The 16,766-nt window shown below is 49.7% G+C and carries 17 protein-coding genes; 14 read left to right on the top strand and 3 right to left on the bottom strand.

Annotation, left to right across the window (positions count from 1 at the left end; all coding sequences use genetic code 11):
- Positions 1–380 precede the first annotated feature (380 nt).
- Positions 381–941 carry a GNAT family N-acetyltransferase gene (locus tag SB752_RS00670; RefSeq protein ID WP_410713835.1) on the top strand — a complete coding sequence of 187 codons (561 nt, stop codon included), beginning with the start codon at positions 381–383 and terminating at the stop codon, positions 939–941.
- 275 nt (positions 942–1,216) lie between these two features.
- Entirely contained in the window at positions 1,217–2,527 is a 1,311-nt protein-coding gene (locus SB752_RS00665) for a hemolysin family protein (protein WP_410714257.1), read from the top strand.
- 156 nt (positions 2,528–2,683) lie between these two features.
- Here SB752_RS00665 and SB752_RS00660 read toward each other — a convergent pair whose 3' ends face one another.
- Together SB752_RS00660 and SB752_RS00655 are read right to left on the bottom strand one after the other, a co-directional pair.
- Entirely contained in the window at positions 2,684–3,562 is an 879-nt protein-coding gene (locus tag SB752_RS00660; RefSeq protein ID WP_410713834.1) for a proline iminopeptidase-family hydrolase, read from the bottom strand.
- A 128-nt stretch (positions 3,563–3,690) separates the two neighbouring features.
- Positions 3,691–3,939 (bottom strand): hypothetical protein, encoded by a 249-nt coding sequence (locus SB752_RS00655; RefSeq protein ID WP_410713833.1) that lies wholly within the window; start codon positions 3,937–3,939, stop codon positions 3,691–3,693.
- A 133-nt stretch (positions 3,940–4,072) separates the two neighbouring features.
- On the opposite strand from SB752_RS00655, the gene SB752_RS00650 reads away from it, so the two are divergent.
- From SB752_RS00650 to SB752_RS00600, 11 genes are all read left to right on the top strand, one after another.
- Entirely contained in the window at positions 4,073–4,984 is a 912-nt protein-coding gene (locus tag SB752_RS00650) for a hypothetical protein (protein ID WP_410713832.1), read from the top strand.
- 61 nt (positions 4,985–5,045) lie between these two features.
- Positions 5,046–6,518 (top strand): sensor histidine kinase, encoded by a 1,473-nt coding sequence (locus SB752_RS00645; RefSeq protein ID WP_410713831.1) that lies wholly within the window; start codon positions 5,046–5,048, stop codon positions 6,516–6,518.
- Positions 6,515–7,210 carry a response regulator transcription factor gene (locus tag SB752_RS00640; RefSeq protein WP_410713830.1) on the top strand — a complete coding sequence of 232 codons (696 nt, stop codon included), beginning with the start codon at positions 6,515–6,517 and terminating at the stop codon, positions 7,208–7,210. The genes SB752_RS00645 and SB752_RS00640 overlap by 4 nt, the downstream gene beginning before the upstream one ends.
- Before the next feature lie 35 nt (positions 7,211–7,245).
- Positions 7,246–7,746 (top strand): hypothetical protein, encoded by a 501-nt coding sequence (locus SB752_RS00635; RefSeq protein WP_410713829.1) that lies wholly within the window; start codon positions 7,246–7,248, stop codon positions 7,744–7,746.
- A gap of 166 nt (positions 7,747–7,912) precedes the next feature.
- A complete protein-coding gene (locus SB752_RS00630; protein WP_410713828.1) occupies positions 7,913–8,908 on the top strand; it encodes a beta-ketoacyl-ACP synthase III in 996 nt (331 codons plus the stop codon).
- Positions 8,898–10,109, top strand: coding sequence for an ATP-grasp domain-containing protein (locus SB752_RS00625; RefSeq protein WP_410713827.1), 1,212 nt, complete (start codon positions 8,898–8,900; stop codon positions 10,107–10,109). The genes SB752_RS00630 and SB752_RS00625 overlap by 11 nt, the downstream gene beginning before the upstream one ends.
- A gap of 7 nt (positions 10,110–10,116) precedes the next feature.
- Complete coding sequence (locus SB752_RS00620) at positions 10,117–11,118, top strand: NAD-dependent epimerase/dehydratase family protein (protein ID WP_410713826.1); 1,002 nt, start codon at positions 10,117–10,119, stop codon at positions 11,116–11,118.
- Positions 11,108–11,959, top strand: coding sequence for an MBL fold metallo-hydrolase (locus tag SB752_RS00615; RefSeq protein ID WP_410713825.1), 852 nt, complete (start codon positions 11,108–11,110; stop codon positions 11,957–11,959). The genes SB752_RS00620 and SB752_RS00615 overlap by 11 nt, the downstream gene beginning before the upstream one ends.
- Positions 11,947–13,293, top strand: a complete 1,347-nt coding sequence (locus tag SB752_RS00610) for a F390 synthetase-related protein (RefSeq protein WP_410713824.1) — start codon at positions 11,947–11,949, stop codon at positions 13,291–13,293. The genes SB752_RS00615 and SB752_RS00610 overlap by 13 nt, the downstream gene beginning before the upstream one ends.
- A complete protein-coding gene (locus SB752_RS00605; protein ID WP_410713823.1) occupies positions 13,262–14,422 on the top strand; it encodes a GNAT family N-acetyltransferase in 1,161 nt (386 codons plus the stop codon). The genes SB752_RS00610 and SB752_RS00605 overlap by 32 nt, the downstream gene beginning before the upstream one ends.
- 89 nt (positions 14,423–14,511) lie before the next feature.
- Positions 14,512–15,399, top strand: a complete 888-nt coding sequence (locus SB752_RS00600; RefSeq protein WP_410713822.1) for a DMT family transporter — start codon at positions 14,512–14,514, stop codon at positions 15,397–15,399.
- A 19-nt stretch (positions 15,400–15,418) separates the two neighbouring features.
- On the opposite strand, the gene SB752_RS00595 is transcribed toward SB752_RS00600, so the two are convergent.
- Positions 15,419–16,126: an ArsR/SmtB family transcription factor gene (locus tag SB752_RS00595; RefSeq protein ID WP_410713821.1), complete on the bottom strand. Its 708-nt coding sequence runs from the start codon at positions 16,124–16,126 to the stop codon at positions 15,419–15,421.
- Between the two features lie 217 nt (positions 16,127–16,343).
- On the opposite strand from SB752_RS00595, the gene SB752_RS00590 reads away from it, so the two are divergent.
- Positions 16,344–16,763 (top strand): hypothetical protein, encoded by a 420-nt coding sequence (locus tag SB752_RS00590; RefSeq protein ID WP_410713820.1) that lies wholly within the window; start codon positions 16,344–16,346, stop codon positions 16,761–16,763.
- The last annotated feature ends 3 nt before the right edge of the window (positions 16,764–16,766 follow it).

Raw genomic sequence — 16,766 nt, 5'->3', positions numbered from 1 at the left:
ATCATCACCCAAAAAGTAAAAAGATAAAAAGGAACTAAAGTTGGACTCCTTTGGAAATGTCGGAAAAAATAAAAGGACTCAAGCATTGCCTGTGCCCTTTTTGTTTCACGGAAAGTGTAAGGGGCTTTTCCCCATATCCTACAACAGGTTGCAAGGTTGTCTGAGTGACTGATAATTGGTTAAAATCAAGATTGTATGTATTTGTTCTGCTATAAAGAATAAATGTCGCAAGAATAATGACGAAGGAGAGTAGCAGGTGGAAAAGTTGATCGAGGAGTACAGCCAAGCCTCTGCGCTGCTGCGTATTCACCACAGCTAGTGGCATGTAATACCATTTTCGAAATAACAATAGAGAACGATGAAAAAATGGAGGAAAGAAGATGAGCCTTAGATTGGAAACAGATCGATTAGTGATCCGACACTTTGAACAATCTGATGCCAAAATGGTTCATGTATTAGCAGGGAGCGAGGAAGTAGCACGCACCACTCTTTCCATCCCTCACCCTTACCCCGAGGGAGTGGCAGAGCAATGGATTGAATCCACTCTTCGCGCTGCCGAAAAGGGAGAAAGCTATACGTTTGCTATTGTGAAAAAAGAAGATGAAGAGCTGATGGGATGCATGAGCTTACTTGTTTCAAAAAGTCATAAGCGTGCTGAACTTGGTTATTGGTTTGGCCATCCTTATTGGGGGCAGGGATTCGCAACAGAAGCTGCTCGGAGAATCGTTGCATTTGGATTTGAAGAGCTGGGATTAAATCGTATATTCGCAATGGCGATGACAAAAAATACCGCCTCTTATAAGGTCATGAGAAAAGTCGGGATGAAGCATGAGGGTACCTTCCCACAGCATGTACGGAAGTGGGGAAGCTTTGAAGATATAGAGGTCTATGGAGTAACCAGAGCTGATTATGAAAAGAACCTGCAAGCTAACACCAAATGAATCGCCTATGCAAAGTGACAGTTTGGAACGGTATGATCCATGTTCCCAAGCTGTCACTTTTTTGTGTAAGCATGATCATGCAATGACTGGAGACCCAAGAAAGAGAAGCCAAGAGAGCAAGCGTAGGATTGAGCGACGTGAAGTGGTAAAACAGTCAGAAATAACGCAATGCTGACGAAAACGAATATAAGCGGACGTTGATATGATTTAGCGAAGTTTCGTACAATAAAAATACGTAAGACTCAAAATGAAGAGGGGATATGATATTGTTAACCATGAATTTGTTGCTGATTGCTTTTCTGATTTTCGCCACTGCTTTTTTTGTGGCAACTGAATTTGCAATTGTCAAACTCCGGCCGAGTCGTGTAGACCAGATGGTGATGGAAGGAAGAAAAAACGCTCTGGCTGTTCAGAAAGTAATCAGCAACTTGGATGGCTACTTGTCCGCATGTCAATTGGGGATCACCTTGACCGCGATTGGCCTCGGAGTATTGGGTAAGCCTACGATTGAATCGATACTGACCCCCGTGCTTCAACCATTTTTGCCTGAACAAGTTGTCGCCATTCTGTCATTTCTGATAGCGTATTCGATCGTGACCTTTTTGCATGTCGTTGTGGGCGAGCTGGCTCCGAAAACGGTAGCGATTCAAAAAGCAGAAGGCGTCAGCTTGCTTTGTGCGAAACCGATCATCTGGTTTTATAAAATGATGTACCCCGCGATCTGGCTGCTTAACGGCTCTGCTGCTCTGCTAGTCCGTTCTTTTGGGATGAAGCCGACAAAGGAGCATGAGGAAAGCCACTCGGAGGAAGAGCTGCGCATCATCCTGGCGGAAAGCTATGAGAGCGGTAAAATCAATAAATCGGAATACGGATATGTGAGCAATATTTTTGTCTTTGATGAGCTGCTCGCTCGCGAAATTATGGTGCCGCGAACAGATATGGTCTGTTTGCATCAGGAATTTTCCTTGGAACAAAATATGCGGATTATAAAAGAGGAGCAGTATACACGTTTTCCCATCGTTTCACAAAACAAAGACCATATTATCGGGATGATTCATACCAAAGAGTTCTTTCTGAAGTATGCCGACGATCCGAATTTAGCGCTTTCCCAGCTTATTCGACCGTTTCTGACGGTTTCAGAGGCGACACCTGTTAAGGACCTGCTGAAGAAAATGCAAAAGCAAGGAACACATATTGCAATTTTGCTGGATGAGTATGGCGGTACTTCCGGGTTGGTAACCATCGAGGATATTTTGGAGGAAATCGTAGGTGAAATCCGCGATGAATTTGATGCGGATGAAAAAGCGGAGATCGAGATCATGGAAGAAAACAGTCATGTGATCGTGGACGGAAAGGTATTGCTCTCGGAAGTAAATAATTTGCTTGATGCGAGCATCGATGAAGAACAGCTGGATACGATCGGGGGCTGGCTGTACAGTCAAAATCCATCCCTCAAGGAAGGGATCGGGTGGCGTCACGAAAGTCTCGTGTTCACCATTCGTAAGAAAGATAAGCATCGCATACGTAAAATAGAAATTAAGAAGACCGAGCATCGGCCAGAACAGGAGCTGCTGCAAGTAAACTAAACAAAGCAATGTCCAAACGTGCGCGGGTTCTTCAGCTGGTAAGCTCTGTTGAACCCGACACGTTTTTTTTCCTATTATCTGGGTTCCGTCAAAAGTATAGAGTAGTCAGACGCTCAAATGACTTATTGCCATTCGTAGCGCCGGAATCGAGATAATTTACTTGCTGTCCACAGTTTGCAGGAAGTTCCGAACCACCTTTACATACTCATCCGTCTCTTCCAAATAGCCGAGATGGGAGCTGTTCTCGAATATATGAAGCTTGGCGCCTGGCACTAGTGACTGGTAATAGCCAGTGGACTCAGGAGCGGCTTCGTCATAGCGGCCACAAACAAAGAGAGAAGGAATATCAATCTGATCCAGCTTCGGTGTGTAATCAAAGGTCTTGAGATTGCCAGTCGGGCAAAACTCCGAAGGTCCCCACATCGTCATATAAACATCCTTGTTCGCTTTTTTCCGGCTTTCGGTCATGATCGCTGGCGGCGGATCGAGACGGCACACATGCCGGCTGTAGTATTCCTTCATGGCGTCCTGATACTCTTTGGAATCGGTAGTTCCTTGCTTCTCATGATGCTCGATCGTTTGTTGAACAGCTTCAGGCAATTGTGCGATCAGCTCATCGGCGTCTTTTTTCCATAGCTTGCTACTTAGACATGGGCTGGAGAAGATAACGCTATGGACGCCAGCAGGCTTGGTGTCAATCAAATAAGCAGCAGCGAGCATCGTTCCCCACGAATGACCGAGGATATGAACCTCTTTCAGGTGGAGTGCTTCTCTCACAGAGGCGAATTCTTCTACAAATCGTTCTGTTCGCCACATGGAAGAATCAGTCGGCCGATCCGAATTCCCCGACCCGAGCTGATCGTAAAAAATGACAGGCCTGTCCTCCCCCAGTACATGGAGCGCTTCCTTTAGGGGATCATGCGTATTGCCAGGCCCCCCATGAAGCACGATCAGCGGCGTCTTTTCCCCATCGCCGACACGACTGTACCAAACCCTGCCTCCAGGAACCTCTATGTACCCTTCCATATGCTTCATGCCCGTCGCCTCCTCTTCTTCCTTTTGCGTTAAAAAATTTTTGATTCCTTACACTATACCATTTCTGTTAAATTCCTTCTTCACAGGTTTTTAATCATTTTAGCACTGCTTTTTTGACTTTACGCTCTCTAAAAAGCGCGAGTGATGCCAACAGCTTGCGAGAGGAAAAAGGAGAAAAAGCAAAGGTCTTTGGGAAACCAACCGAGTCGCAATGAAAAAAGCGAAAACAAGCTTTTAAGCGTCCACCCTGAACCACATCCTGCACCAACCACTTTGGACGCGGTTTTCGCTTTTTTCATGGAGACGAGCAGTACACACATCCAGCAGGTGTCCCAAGAACCTGGCGCTTTTTCTCCTTTTTCCTCTCCACCACCCATCGCTCGCTGCGCCCCTCCCTCCGATTTTACACTTTTTTTAGAATTGGTTTAGAGCGTGTTTACACCTCCCCTCTACCATCGTTTATAGAGAAAGTGAAAGCAGTCACTTTCTAAACAACAGGAGGGATGAAAAATGCAAAAAAAATGGCTCGCTGTTGCACTTGCAGTAGGACTGAGTGGTGCTTTGGTTTGGGGTATGGGAATATCCGCAAGTGCGGAAAACAGAGGACTTGATGTGTATAAATCCGCGCTGGGCCAAACAAAGGAAGCGCAGAGCTTGACCGCTCATACAAAGGTAGAGCTGACAGATAACGGCACGAAGCTACTCATGATCGAAGGCGTTGCCAAGGTCAATCACGATGGGAATGCGGCGAGTGTGGATGCTACCTACACAGATGCAGCTGGAACAGGCAGCTTTCAAGCCTTTCATGAACAGGATCAGGTTATTTTTAAGAAAGGGGATAGTGATGTTTATCGCGTCATGGAGACAACTGCTTGGGGACACAAATCTGACAAGCGCACACAGGACGGACCTCCAGCCTTTGTGAAGCAGCTATTTCCAGCGCTGCTTGGGGATATGAATAAATGGACGACAGTCGAGGAGCTGCCGGATGGCGGCAAGCAGGTTACCCTTGAGCTGTCTGAGCAGGAGATGCCTGCATTTGTAAAAGCAATCGCACCGACTGTCTACTCAAAAATCGTAGAACGCAGCGAGGAGAAGGAGAAGTCTTCTACGGTAAAGGGCATGGAGGTAAAACTCCCGAATCTGCAAAAGGATGTTCAGGTAGATGACATTACCCTTCATGCTACAATCAATAAAAATAATTTGGTTGAAGAACAAACTGCTGAAATACACGTATCTGGTGTAGACGCCTCTGGTGAAGCGCACAAGCTTATCCTATCTCTGGATGTTCGCTTGTCTGATCTTGCTGCCACGACACCTGATCATATCGAGCTTGCAGGCAAACAGGTAGAAAAGATTTCGCGTGAGGAGATGAAAGGCAGATGGGGCAAAAAAGGCTGGGGAGACCATGTCTCTCAGTAGGTCTGTTAGTTTCCCTGTAGTATAATAACACCATCTATTGACAGCGACGGGAGGATTACCCATGTCGATTAAAACCAGGCTCTTGCTATCCTATATCGCCATGATTGTCGTTCCCGTCGTCTGCTTCGGGGTGGTGGCAGCATGGCTGGCTCCTTCTTTTTGGGGAGATCAATTTCCTTCTGGAAAAGAATCGCGAAAGCCCGTCTTCCGGGAAACATTGTCTAAGCGAGATGAGCTGTTCGCGGGCATTACCTTCATCGCCAGCTACGACGCAGACAGACTTTTGAAACCTGACATTTTGAATGAAATAGACGAGCAGCTTCGTTTGCTCGGGGGCGCATTGATCGTGGCAAAAAACGGTAGTGTGCTGTTTGCTTCCCCTGCGATTGAGGGTGTTGACGTGCCGGCTTATATGAAAGCAGCAGTGGAGGAGCGTGGCAGGAATGGATGGCAGCAGCTAAATAAAGGGGGCTACTCCGTCGAAAGCCATGACTTTACTTTTGGAGATAGAAGTAGTGGGACGGTGTATTTCCTGTCTGATTCCCGTTCGATGTTTGTAACCGGTATGTACTTTTTCGCAACTATGATGCTGACTCTGCTTGTCATCGTGGCACTGACCAATGGGCTGCTGACCTACCTGGTTTCAAGAAGCATTATCAAACCGTTGTATGCACTTAAAAAAGCGGCCAATGAAATCAAGGAAGGCAATCTGGATCGTCCTGTTTTGCTGAAACGAACCGATGAGCTGGGTGAGGTGGGAGCAGCCTTTGAAGAAATGCGTGTCAGATTGTATGAATCGATCCGTTTGCAGCTTCAGTATGAGGACAACCGCAAAGAACTGATTTCCAGTATATCCCATGATCTGAAGACTCCGATTACCGGAATCAAGGCGTGCGTAGAGGCGATGCAGGATGGGATTACGGATACCCAAGCAAAAAGGGAAAAGTATGTAAACATGATTGCAATCAAATCAGAGCAGATGGACCGTTTGATCGATGAGCTATTCTTATTCTCTCGTCTGGACTTAAACAAGCTGCCCTTTCAATTGGAGCAGGTCGAGATTACAAATTACCTTTCCTCCATAATCGATGAGCTGCGTCTTGATCCGCGGATGGAGGGAGTAGAGCTGGAGCTGTCCAATCATGCTGGCAAAGAGCTGCAGGTTATGGCAGACAGGGAAAAGCTCCACAGGGTGCTGATGAATATCGTGGACAACAGTCTCAAATATATGGATAAAGAAAAGAAATGGATACGGATGGAAGTACAAGCGGGCATTAAGGCAGCGACGATATCTCTGACAGATAACGGCGCAGGCATAGACCAGGAAGCGCTGCCGCACATTTTTGACCGTTTTTACCGCGCTGACCCTTCACGCAATACGTCCATGGGAGGCGGAGGCTTGGGACTTGCGATTGCCAAGCAAATGATTGAAGGTCAGGGTGGCACGATCTGGGCGGAGAGTGAACGGGGGAGTGGTACGCGCGTCAGCTTTACATTGCCCTATGAGGAGATGGACGGAGGTGATTCGCGATGAAGCGTATTCTGATCATTGAAGACGATGCCGTTATTGCTGAGGTAGAAAAAGACTATTTGGAAGCTGGCGGCTATGTTGTCGATGTCGCTTTTTCCGGAGATACAGGTTTGAAAAAGGCGTTGCAGGAGGAGTATGATCTCCTGATTTTAGACCTGATGCTGCCTGAGATAGATGGCTTTGCCATATGCAAGCAAGTACGTGAAGCCAAAAACATCCCGATCCTGCTCGTCTCTGCCAAAAAAGAGGACGTGGACAAAATTCGCGGACTGGGGCTCGGAGCGGACGATCATATCAGCAAACCGTTTAGCCTGGGTGAACTAGTTGCGAGGGTCAAGGCTCATTTGGCACGCTACGATCGGCTAGTCGCAGACAGCCAGCTGCGAATGCCCAAGGATGAAATCCGCATTCGCGGGATTCAGATTGATAAGCTGGCGAGAAAAGTGCACATCAATGGAGAAGAAGTAATGTTCACCTCGAAAGAGTACGACCTGCTGCTGTTTTTGGCGACCCATCCGAATTGGGTGTTTAGCAAAACGGAGCTGTTCGAAAAGATTTGGGGGCTGGACTCACTCGGAGATATTGCGACAGTGACTGTTCATATCAGCAAGCTGCGAGAGAAAATAGAAAAGGACCCGTCCAAGCCGCAGTACATTGAAACGGTTTGGGGTGTCGGGTACCGATTTGTATTCTAGCTTTTGAAAAACAAAATAGATGAGGTGAAGCCATCATGATCAAGCTCAGCATGAATCAGAAAAAATGGCTCCTGCTCGCTCATTTGATTTTTTCTTCCATCATGTTGGGCGGTGCCGTCATCTTTCTGGTACTGAGCATCGTTGCGGCGACCTCCACAGATGCCAGTATTATTTCTGCCTGTTACCAAGCCATGCATGCCCTTTCCAAAACGAGCGTACGCGCCTCTACGATCGGGACGATTGTGACGGGAGTGCTGCTCTCTGTCTGGACGCACTGGGGGCTGTTTCGCTATCATTGGCTCATCGCCAAGGAAATTCTGACCGTATTTGCCATTGTGCTGGGGCCGATCGGGATGTACTTTTGGTCATTGCCAGCCAGCAGTTCTGCCTTGCCTGAGGGGGTCGGAGCGATGCAAAATTCGGCTATCCTCCTAAACAGCGGACAGCTATGGACTGGCATCATCCTGCAGGTTTTGTCCCTCGCAGCCATCTTCTGGTTGTCGGTGTTCAAGCCGTGGGGGAAACGAAAAGCGTGAAAAAACGTCATACACATAACGAACAACTATCTTTTGCCAATCGTGCAGGAGGTAGTTTTTTTTTCGTCCATAATCCCTATCCCCATACAAGTGCATTTCTAGGTACAATGAATGGCAGCAACAGAAATAAAGTGGGAGAAACGCACTGCTAAAGGAGAAGCAACAGATGGAAAGAAAAATAAAAGTACTCGGAACGGGGAAATATTTGCCGAAGCGACAAGTAACCGCCGCTGAGCTGGATGCACGACTGGGCGTTCCAGCGGGCTGGGTGGAGAAGAAGTCAGGAGTGAGTGTGAGGCATTATGTGACGGACGAAACGGCCGCACAGATGGGGGCGATTGCTGCCCTGCAAGCACTCGAAGCGGCAGGGCTTTCCGTGCATGACATTGATTGCCTCGTATGTGCGAGCGGCACCGCTCAGCAGGAGATTCCATGTACGGCTGCATTGATCCAGGAGGAGCTAAAGCTTTCACGTTCAGGCATTCCCTGCTTCGATATCAATTCCACATGTCTAAGCTTCGTGACAGCACTGGATGTGCTATCTTGCTCCATGGCACTCGGTATTTACGAGCGTGTCCTGATCATTTCAACGGAAATTGCTTCGGTCGGACTGAACTGGGAGCAAAAAGAGAGCTGTGTTTTGTTTGGCGATGGGGCAGCAGCGGTTGTGATCGGTCGTACTCCGGATACAGAGACAGCTCGCATCTATGGCTCGGCGATGAAAACATACAGTGAAGGGGCGCATTATTCTGAAATCAGGGGAGGCGGAACCATGCTTCACCCGAGCCAATATGCCAAAGGAAGAGAAGCAGATTTTACATTTGATATGGACGGACGGAAAATATTTCGACTGACTTCTCAGCGGATTACAGGCTTTGTCGAGCAATTGATGGCTGCGGTGTCTTTGAAAAAGGAGCAGCTCAAGGCTGTCATTCCTCATCAAGCGAGCGGCATGGCGATGCGGATCATGGCAAGCAAGCTCGGTTTTTCCGATCAACAGATGGTCAATATTCTCGCTCATCATGGAAATATGATTGCGGCGTCAATCCCACTGGCACTGCATGAGGCAATTGTGCAAGGGCGCATTGAAAGAGGGGATCTTGTGCTCCTCCTGGGAACATCTGCAGGCTTGTCACTTGGGGGAATTGTTCTTGAATACTAGCAGGACGATTTTGCTTACGGGAGGAAGAGCTCCCGGTACGCTGGAGCTGGCGCGATTGCTCGGTGCTGCGGGACATCGGGTCATCGTGGCAGAAAGCGCGCGGCTGCATCTTTGCAGTCGCTCTCGCTTCGTCGAGCGGGCGTATCGGGTACCTTCTCCGCGCGAGCAACCAACAGACTATATATCAGCCCTGTGCAGGATTATGGAGATGGAGCGGGTGCATCTGTTGATTCCGACCTGTGAGGAAATTTTTTATGTCGCCCAGGGCAAAGATCGCTTGTGCTCCTATGGAGAAGTGTTGACAGAAGGACCGGATGTTTTGCGGTCGCTGCATGATAAATGGTTGTTTGGAAAGCTGGCGCGGGAAGCAGGTGCCACGGTCCCGAATACCGTGTTGAGCCTCTCGCAGGAAGAGCTGAAGCAGGCGCTGCGAGAGGCGAGTGGACCTGTTGTGCTAAAGCCAGTCTACTCGCGTTTTGCAGCACACGTGCGCATCGTAGCAGATCCGCATACACAAGCCATGGACCCACTTCCTGATCCTAGTGCAGAGCAGCCCTGGCTCGTCCAAGAGTTCATTGAGGGGCGTCAGTTATGCAGCTATGCCGTCGCTCACGAGGGACGGTTGTCTCTTTATGCGGACTACGCAACAACGTATACAGCAGGGCAAGGGGCGTCTATCTATTTTGCCTATGCGAATGATCCTCGAGTAAAGGACTTTGTCAGCAGGTTTGTGGAGCGCCATCGTTTTAGCGGACAGATTGCCTTTGACCTGATTGAAAGCAGGCAGGGAGAGCTGTATGTCATTGAGTGCAATCCACGGCTGACAAGCGGCATACATTTGTTCAGAGGGCAAAAGGATGCGGCAAATGCCTTTTTTCAGCAAGGCAGTGAGGTGATCGTCCCTCGGGAAACGGCGCCCCCATCCATGCTGGCAATGGCGATGCTGACCTATGGACTTGGCGGCATCCGGGATTGGGGCAGCATGAAGCGTTGGGGAAGCGACTTTTTTTCCGCACGAGATGCGCTGTATATGAAAGGTGATCCGTGGCCGTATGCAGCACAGTTTGGGATGCTTGCTGATTTGGCGTGGAGCAGCATCCAAACAGGGAAGAGCATGATCGAATGCAGTACAGAGGATATTGAATGGAATGGGGAGGCGCCATCTGTAGCCGAAGAAAGCGGCTCCCGAAAAAGGATGTGAAGAAACCATGAGCAAGCGTGTACTCGTCACGGGTGGAACGGGCTTTCTCGGGCAAAAGCTGGTGCATCGGCTGCATGAAGAGGGCTATGAAGTAACGGCCTTGGGACGAGATCAGCGCATCGGATGCGAGCTGCAGCAAAAAGGAATTCGCTTTGTCCAGAGCGATATAAGAGATAGAGAAGCGATGGTTGAGGCGTGCCGGAATCAAGAGGTTGTGCATCATGTGGCGGCATTTTCCTCACCGTGGGGGACTTACCGCGATATGTATGCGACCAATGTGGACGGAACCAGCCATATTATTGCTGGCTGCATGAAGTACGGAATCGAGCGGCTGGTTCATGTATCGACCCCGAGCATTTATTTTGCTTTTGACGACCGAGAGGGGATTCGAGAAAATGATCCGCTGCCAAAGCGATTTGCCAATACATATGCGCATACAAAATATTTGGCGGAGCGTAAGGTGGATGAGGCTTTTCAAGCAGGGCTAGGAGCGATAACGATTCGCCCGCGGGCACTGTTTGGTCCGGGAGACAATGCCATCCTGCCCCGGCTGATTCGTGCCAATGAGAAAAAATTCGTTCCGTTGATTGGCGGCGGACGTGCCGTCATGGATTTGACCTACATTGAAAATGTCGTGGATGCTCAGCTGCTCTGCATGGATTCCCCTCGAGGCACGCTCGGTCAAGCCTACAATATAACAAACGGCGAGCCAGTTACGCTCATCGACGTCTTGTCAGATGTGTTCAGACGATTGGATATGCCGCTGCGCGCAAAAGAGCTGCCCTATTGGCAGGCCTACTCCGCAGCTTGGGTACTGGAGACTCTCTCACGGACTCTGCTAGGCAATCGCGAGCCTGTTTTGACCCGTTATTCGGTCGGAGTACTGGCGAAATCGCAGACACTCGACATCACCAAGGCCCGCGAAGCATTGGGCTATTCTCCGCGCGTCAGTATCACGGAGGGGATCGAGGCGTTTACACAGTGGTGGAGGTTGCATAATGAACGTTAAATTGACGCTGTTGGACACGGGGTTTTGCCGTCAGCTGGAGCTGTTTACGCGAAAGGGAGGGCGGCTGAAAAACGTCCCGTTTCACGCCCTCGCAGGTCTGATCGAGCATCCGGTCCACGGTCTTCTGCTTTTTGATACAGGCTATTCTCCGCGATTTTTTGAGGCGACACGTGCATTTCCGTATTCAATCTATGGCAAGCTCACACCTGTGGTAACGGATGGAGCCCAGGGGGTTCAGTCTCAGCTCATCGCGCGGGGAATCGACCCTGATTTGGTAAAAGGCATCCTCATCTCCCATTTTCATGGCGACCATATCGGCGGCTTGCGCGATTTTCCGCAGGCTGAGCTATACTGCTTCGAAAAGGCGTATGAGCATGTTCGGGGAAAGACGGGGCTGGCCGCGCTTCGCGAAGGATACTTGCCGGACTTGATGCCAGATGATTTCGAAGAGCGTGTGACTTTTGTTGACCGGACTTCGCCTGTGCTATTGCCGAAAGCGTATCAGCCTTATACGGAGGCGTATGATCTGTTTGGCGATCAAAGCTTGCTGCTCGTCGATCTGAGTGGACACGCGCAGGGGCAGTTTGGGGTGCTCTTGCGTGACTGCGATCATGGCGAGGTGTTTCTTTGTGCAGATGCCGCGTGGTCTAGCGTGGCTTACCGGGATCATTTGTTGCCCCATCCATTGGCTAGACTCATCATGGCGGATCAAAAGACGTATCGTGAGAACTTATACAAGCTGCATGTGCTGTCCCGTAATCGGAGCGATTTGCGGATCATGCCGACTCATTGCGAAGAGGTATGGCAGACGTGCAAAGGAGATTTTTCATGGAGATCGTAGCATTGCTTAGGCAATATATCTGGACCAAGTGGCTTGCCAGACGGTTTTCCACGCGCGAGCAGCTGGAGAGCTGGCAGTCAGCACAAGTGCAGGCGATGCTGCGCCGCATTTTACCTGACTCACCTTTTTATCGCGAGCGATTGGGTGTTCTTGACCCTGCGGACTGGCGCAAGCTGGAGCCGATTGATAAAAAGCTGATGATGGCGCATTTTGATGAGCTGAATACGCGCGGGATTGCAAAGGAAGATGCGTTCCGGGTTGCCCTGCAGGCAGAAACGACACGTGATTTTGCTCCACAGCTCGAAGGGATCACTGTAGGCTTGTCATCGGGGACATCTGGAAATCGCGGGTTGTTTTTGGTGGGACCGCAGGAGCAGGCAAAATGGGCGGGAACGATCCTCGCCAAAGCACTTCCGGGACCGCTGTGGGCCGAGCATCGCATCGCTTTTTTCCTCCGGGCAAACAGCAATTTGTATACTGCAGTCAACAGGCGGCGCATCCGCTTCTCTTTTTTTGACCTGCAAAAGCCGCTACAGGAGCATCTGCTTACCTTGAATGAGTACCAGCCGACGGTGCTTGTTGCTCCGGCTTCTATGCTGAGGCTTTTGGCGACGCAGCAAAGAAAGGGAGTGCTGCGGATTTCACCTGTCAAAATCATTTCGGTTGCCGAGGTATTGGACCCATTGGACGAAGCGTACATACGAGATACGTTTGGACAGCTTATTCATCAAATTTACCAATGTACTGAAGGCTTGCTGGCAGTCACCTGCGCCTATGGCACCCTGCATGTAAATGAAGATTTGATTGTTATGGAAAAAGAGTATCTGGATGAGCACAAGGAACGCTTTTTCCCGATTTTGACGGATTTTTCACGGGTGACTCAGCCGATCATCCGCTACAGACTGAATGATATTTTGACCGAGAAGCGCTCGCCCTGTCCATGTGGGTCTGTCTTTACCGCATTGGAAAAGATTGAGGGCAGAGCGGATGATCTCTTTTGGTTCAGAGGGAGAGAGGGAGGACGGTTCATATCGGTATTTCCCGATTTCATCCGCCGGGCTGTCATTTCTACATCGGATGTGATCGAGGAATATACGGTGCGTCAGCTGAGTCCATACAAGCTGGAGGTATCGCTTCGGCTGAGGGACGGCGATTGGCCGCGCATCGAGGAGCAGGTACGCAGCAGCCTTGAGGCAATCATCAGGGAGCATCAGGGAGAAGTGCCAGTGATCGCTTTTACGCCATATGAGCTGCAGCTAGGCACGAAAAAATTACGACGGGTTGAGAGGATGTTTACGCCAGATGAGCAGCAGGAAGACAATCGCTGTCCATGATCATACCACGCTAGGCGACGTTCGCTGGGAACAGATGCGGGACGGAGAGTACGCACGCAGCTATTTAGAGCCGTTGATGACATCCGAGCCAAAGCGCTATGTCCAAAATGTCCAGACACAGGTGCTGGCACTGGCCATCGATGATCGAATCATGCCGCTGACCATCAATGAGGGGGAGTATGACAATTCCTATGTTTGCTCTCCTTATACGCATTATGTGACCTACGCCAGGGAAGAGCTGGATATGCTCGGCTCACCACTATGGAAGGGCTTGTTTTCACCGCTCCTGTCAGGGCTGGGAGGGTGGATGAGAGCGAGTCAGAGCAATCGGATGGTCATCGTCAACAACTGGCTCCTGTCGACGAATCTGTATCATGAGATGAAAGCGGAGGATGCAGAGCGGATTACCGAGCATTGTGTGGAGCGTTTTCCAAATCATATCATTGCGTTTCGCTCTGTTTGCCGCAAGCTTTGTCCTGATTTCTACGAGGGTCTGCATCGGGCAGGCTACATCCTGATTCCCAGCCGTTACGTGTATTTGTTTCATCCCAATTGGCCAGCCCAAGGAAAGTGGCGCGTACGCAATACGCTGGGGCGAGATCGGCAATTGCTTGCGCGCTCGGGATATCGCATCCTGTCTCACGAGGAGCTGGGCGAGGAGCACGCAGAGCGAATCGTTGCGTTGTACAACACTTTGTACCTGGATAAATATTCGCAGCATAACCCGCAGTTTACGAAGGAGTTCATCCGGCTGGCGATGCAAAAAAAGACGCTGACCCTCATCGGACTGGAAAAGGAGGGGAGCCTGGACGGCATTCTCGGTTACTTTCAGCGAAATGGTGTCATGACGACGCCCCTTTTTGGCTACGATACGTCCTTGCCCAAACAGACAGGCTTGTATCGGATGCTGTCCAGTCTCCTCGTCAGGGAAGCGGAGCGTCAGGGAATCCTGCTTCATCAGAGTGCGGGAGTAGGTGCCTTCAAGGCAGACAGAGGAGCGGTGGGGGAGCCGGAATATACCGCTGTGTACCTCAACCATTTGCCTGTGTATCGTCGCGGAATATGGCAGGTCATGGCTTTTTTGCTGGAGCGGATCGGCATCAGGATGGTGGAAAAATACAAGTTGTAGGCGATTTCCCACACTTCGGTTACAGTCGAAATATCTCTCATGTACACTACGTGTAGCATCTAGTCGCTAGAAATGGGGGAAGCAACAACATGAATCCGGTTTTATTCGGTATTCTGGTCGTCATTACGACTTCGCTGATGGGCTCGTCCTTTGCTGTAGGAAAAATCGGGCTGACTTACTTCTCGCCACTGCTCCTGGTGGGACTTCGTTTTACCCTGGCAGGTTTGTTGATGGCCATCTGGGTATGGAAAAAGCCATTGCCAAAATCGCTTCCTGATTGGGGTAAGATAGGTCTGATCGGATTTTTGCAGACCGCGGCGGTGATGGGCTGTATCTTTTTGAGCCTACGCACGATTACAGCAGGGGAATCATCCATTTTGACCTTTATGAACCCGCTGTTGGTGGTCGTCTGGGGGACGCTGTTTTTGGGTGTATCCTATCGATTTTCACAATGGGCAGGAGTGTTGGTTGGAATTTTCGGCGTGTTTATTACCCTCGGCTTTCATCTGCAATGGGAGACAGGGACACTTTTTGGCATCGGGTCTGCTGTTTCGTGGTCCATTGCCACCGTTTTGATCAAAAAGTGGGGAGTCCGCTTCAATGTGTGGGTGATGACAGCGTATCAAATGCTGTTCGGGGGCATCCTTTTGCTTCTGATGGGTGTTACATTGGAGACACCAAAGCTGATCATTACTCCTACATCTATCGTCATCGTGCTATGGCTTGCCATCATGGCGTCAATCGTGCAATTCGCCACCTGGTTCTTTTTACTCAATCAAGGCGACCCAGGCAGGACGAGTGCCTTTTTGTTCCTGGCTCCGTTTTTTGGGGTACTGTCAGGCTGGGTACTTCTCGGCGAGGTTGTCAAATGGCATGTGTATGCGGGAGGATTGCTTATTTTCGCAGGAATTTTCCTCGTTAACTGGACGTTTGCCCCTAGTAGGAGATTGCAGCAGTCAAAAAGAGAGAGTGCATAAAACAACGGGAAGTGACTCTTTATAAGAGCTGCTTCCCGTCTTCTATTTTCAGGCCAAATTCGGTGAAAAGTCCGACTGAGCCGTCTGGTGTGATGCGAACCGCCCTACCGCCGGGCAGACGCTCGATCCAGCCTAACTCAAACAATCGTTTAGTCAACGAGGCTCCGAGACTTCCCGCGAGGTGGTGACGCCTCTCGCTCCAGTCCAGACATTGTCTTGCAAAACGTCGTTTGCTTTTGGGCTTGCCCTCAACTTCTACGCCGAGTGCCAGCAGCTTTTGCTTGCCTGCTTCGTTCAGTACATAATCCTGTCCGGATGCCTCGATCAGCTGCTGCTCAATCATTTTTTGAGTCAACGCAACGCCGATTTCACCCGCCAGATGGTCATAGCACGTTCTGGCGAATCGCATGGCCCGCAATTGATCGGATTCCCGCAAGGAACGAACGGGCTTTGGGGTAGCAATCGTGAGCAAAGCCTCTAATGCATGAGCGACTTCAGCACTAGCCAGTCGATAATAACGGTGTCGGCCGTGAGATTCGCTGACCAGCAGACCGCCCTCGACGAGCTTAGCCAGATGGGTGCTTGCTGTTTGTGGTGTCACACGGGCTGCACGTGCCAATTCGCTGGCAGGCAAGGCTTTGCCACTTAATAAACTGACGAGGATCGAGACGCGAGACGGCTCTCCGATCAAAGAGGCGATCTCCACGATATTTGGACTGGTATTCAACCTCATATACCCCCCTTTTTGTTCTCTCTCACTCATTATATACCACTTGCAAAAATCAGTAGTAGGTCTATCGTTCTGGCGCCATTCATACATTAATAGGTACATATGACGAATCGCTATGGAAATGCTCTACCATTTTGGAAAAACCAACCATGGTCTAGTAGAATAAGTTCAGGAAGGGTGAATCTCTATCTGACGAAAGGAAGAGGTCCTATAGATGAGAATCGCAGTAACCGTCAAAAGTATCGGTAAACGCAAGAATGCTTTAAGCCGCATTCCTGTTGAGCTTGCACAAACACCCCAGACACTGAGGGAATTGATAGAAGCGTTAGTAGAGTGGAATATTCGCGGATTGGTAGAAAAGCAGCAAAAAATCTCGCTCGTACCGTATTTGACAGAAGGAGAGGTCACAGAGCAGGCGGAGAATGGAAAAGTAGGCTTTGGTGCGATTCACAACGACACTCTGCCTGATGTTCAAAAATCGCTAGATACGGCGATTCAGGCTTTTGAAGACGGATTGTACCGTGTATTTATTTCAGACGAGGAAGCGGAAGCTCTAGAGGCTCCACTCTTATTGAAAGATGAGGATGAGGTCGTACTGATTCGCTTTACAATGCTGGCTGGAAGCTTATGGTGAGAG

It is taken from the genome of Brevibacillus sp. SIMBA_040 (assembly GCF_046535075.1).
In the GTDB taxonomy this organism is placed as follows: Bacteria; Bacillota; Bacilli; order Brevibacillales; family Brevibacillaceae; genus Brevibacillus.
The sequence above is the reverse complement of the archived record's forward strand: the minus strand, read 5'-3'. Positions and strand labels throughout refer to the sequence as shown.

Excerpts from the sequence above, each read along its gene's own strand:
- SB752_RS00605 (WP_410713823.1), top strand. The coding sequence starts at position 13,262 with ATGAGCAGCAGGAAGACAATCGCTGTCCATGATCATACCACGCTAGGC.
- SB752_RS00655 (WP_410713833.1), bottom strand. The coding sequence starts at position 3,939 with ATGGGTGGTGGAGAGGAAAAAGGAGAAAAAGCGCCAGGTTCTTGGGAC.
- SB752_RS00620 (WP_410713826.1), top strand. The coding sequence starts at position 10,117 with ATGAGCAAGCGTGTACTCGTCACGGGTGGAACGGGCTTTCTCGGGCAA.
- SB752_RS00590 (WP_410713820.1), top strand. The coding sequence starts at position 16,344 with ATGAGAATCGCAGTAACCGTCAAAAGTATCGGTAAACGCAAGAATGCT.
- SB752_RS00635 (WP_410713829.1), top strand. The coding sequence starts at position 7,246 with ATGATCAAGCTCAGCATGAATCAGAAAAAATGGCTCCTGCTCGCTCAT.
- SB752_RS00600 (WP_410713822.1), top strand. The coding sequence starts at position 14,512 with ATGAATCCGGTTTTATTCGGTATTCTGGTCGTCATTACGACTTCGCTG.
- SB752_RS00670 (WP_410713835.1), top strand. The coding sequence starts at position 381 with ATGAGCCTTAGATTGGAAACAGATCGATTAGTGATCCGACACTTTGAA.
- SB752_RS00665 (WP_410714257.1), top strand. The coding sequence starts at position 1,217 with ATGAATTTGTTGCTGATTGCTTTTCTGATTTTCGCCACTGCTTTTTTT.
- SB752_RS00640 (WP_410713830.1), top strand. The coding sequence starts at position 6,515 with ATGAAGCGTATTCTGATCATTGAAGACGATGCCGTTATTGCTGAGGTA.
- SB752_RS00660 (WP_410713834.1), bottom strand. The coding sequence starts at position 3,562 with ATGAAGCATATGGAAGGGTACATAGAGGTTCCTGGAGGCAGGGTTTGG.
- SB752_RS00630 (WP_410713828.1), top strand. The coding sequence starts at position 7,913 with ATGGAAAGAAAAATAAAAGTACTCGGAACGGGGAAATATTTGCCGAAG.
- SB752_RS00615 (WP_410713825.1), top strand. The coding sequence starts at position 11,108 with ATGAACGTTAAATTGACGCTGTTGGACACGGGGTTTTGCCGTCAGCTG.
- SB752_RS00650 (WP_410713832.1), top strand. The coding sequence starts at position 4,073 with ATGCAAAAAAAATGGCTCGCTGTTGCACTTGCAGTAGGACTGAGTGGT.
- SB752_RS00645 (WP_410713831.1), top strand. The coding sequence starts at position 5,046 with ATGTCGATTAAAACCAGGCTCTTGCTATCCTATATCGCCATGATTGTC.
- SB752_RS00610 (WP_410713824.1), top strand. The coding sequence starts at position 11,947 with ATGGAGATCGTAGCATTGCTTAGGCAATATATCTGGACCAAGTGGCTT.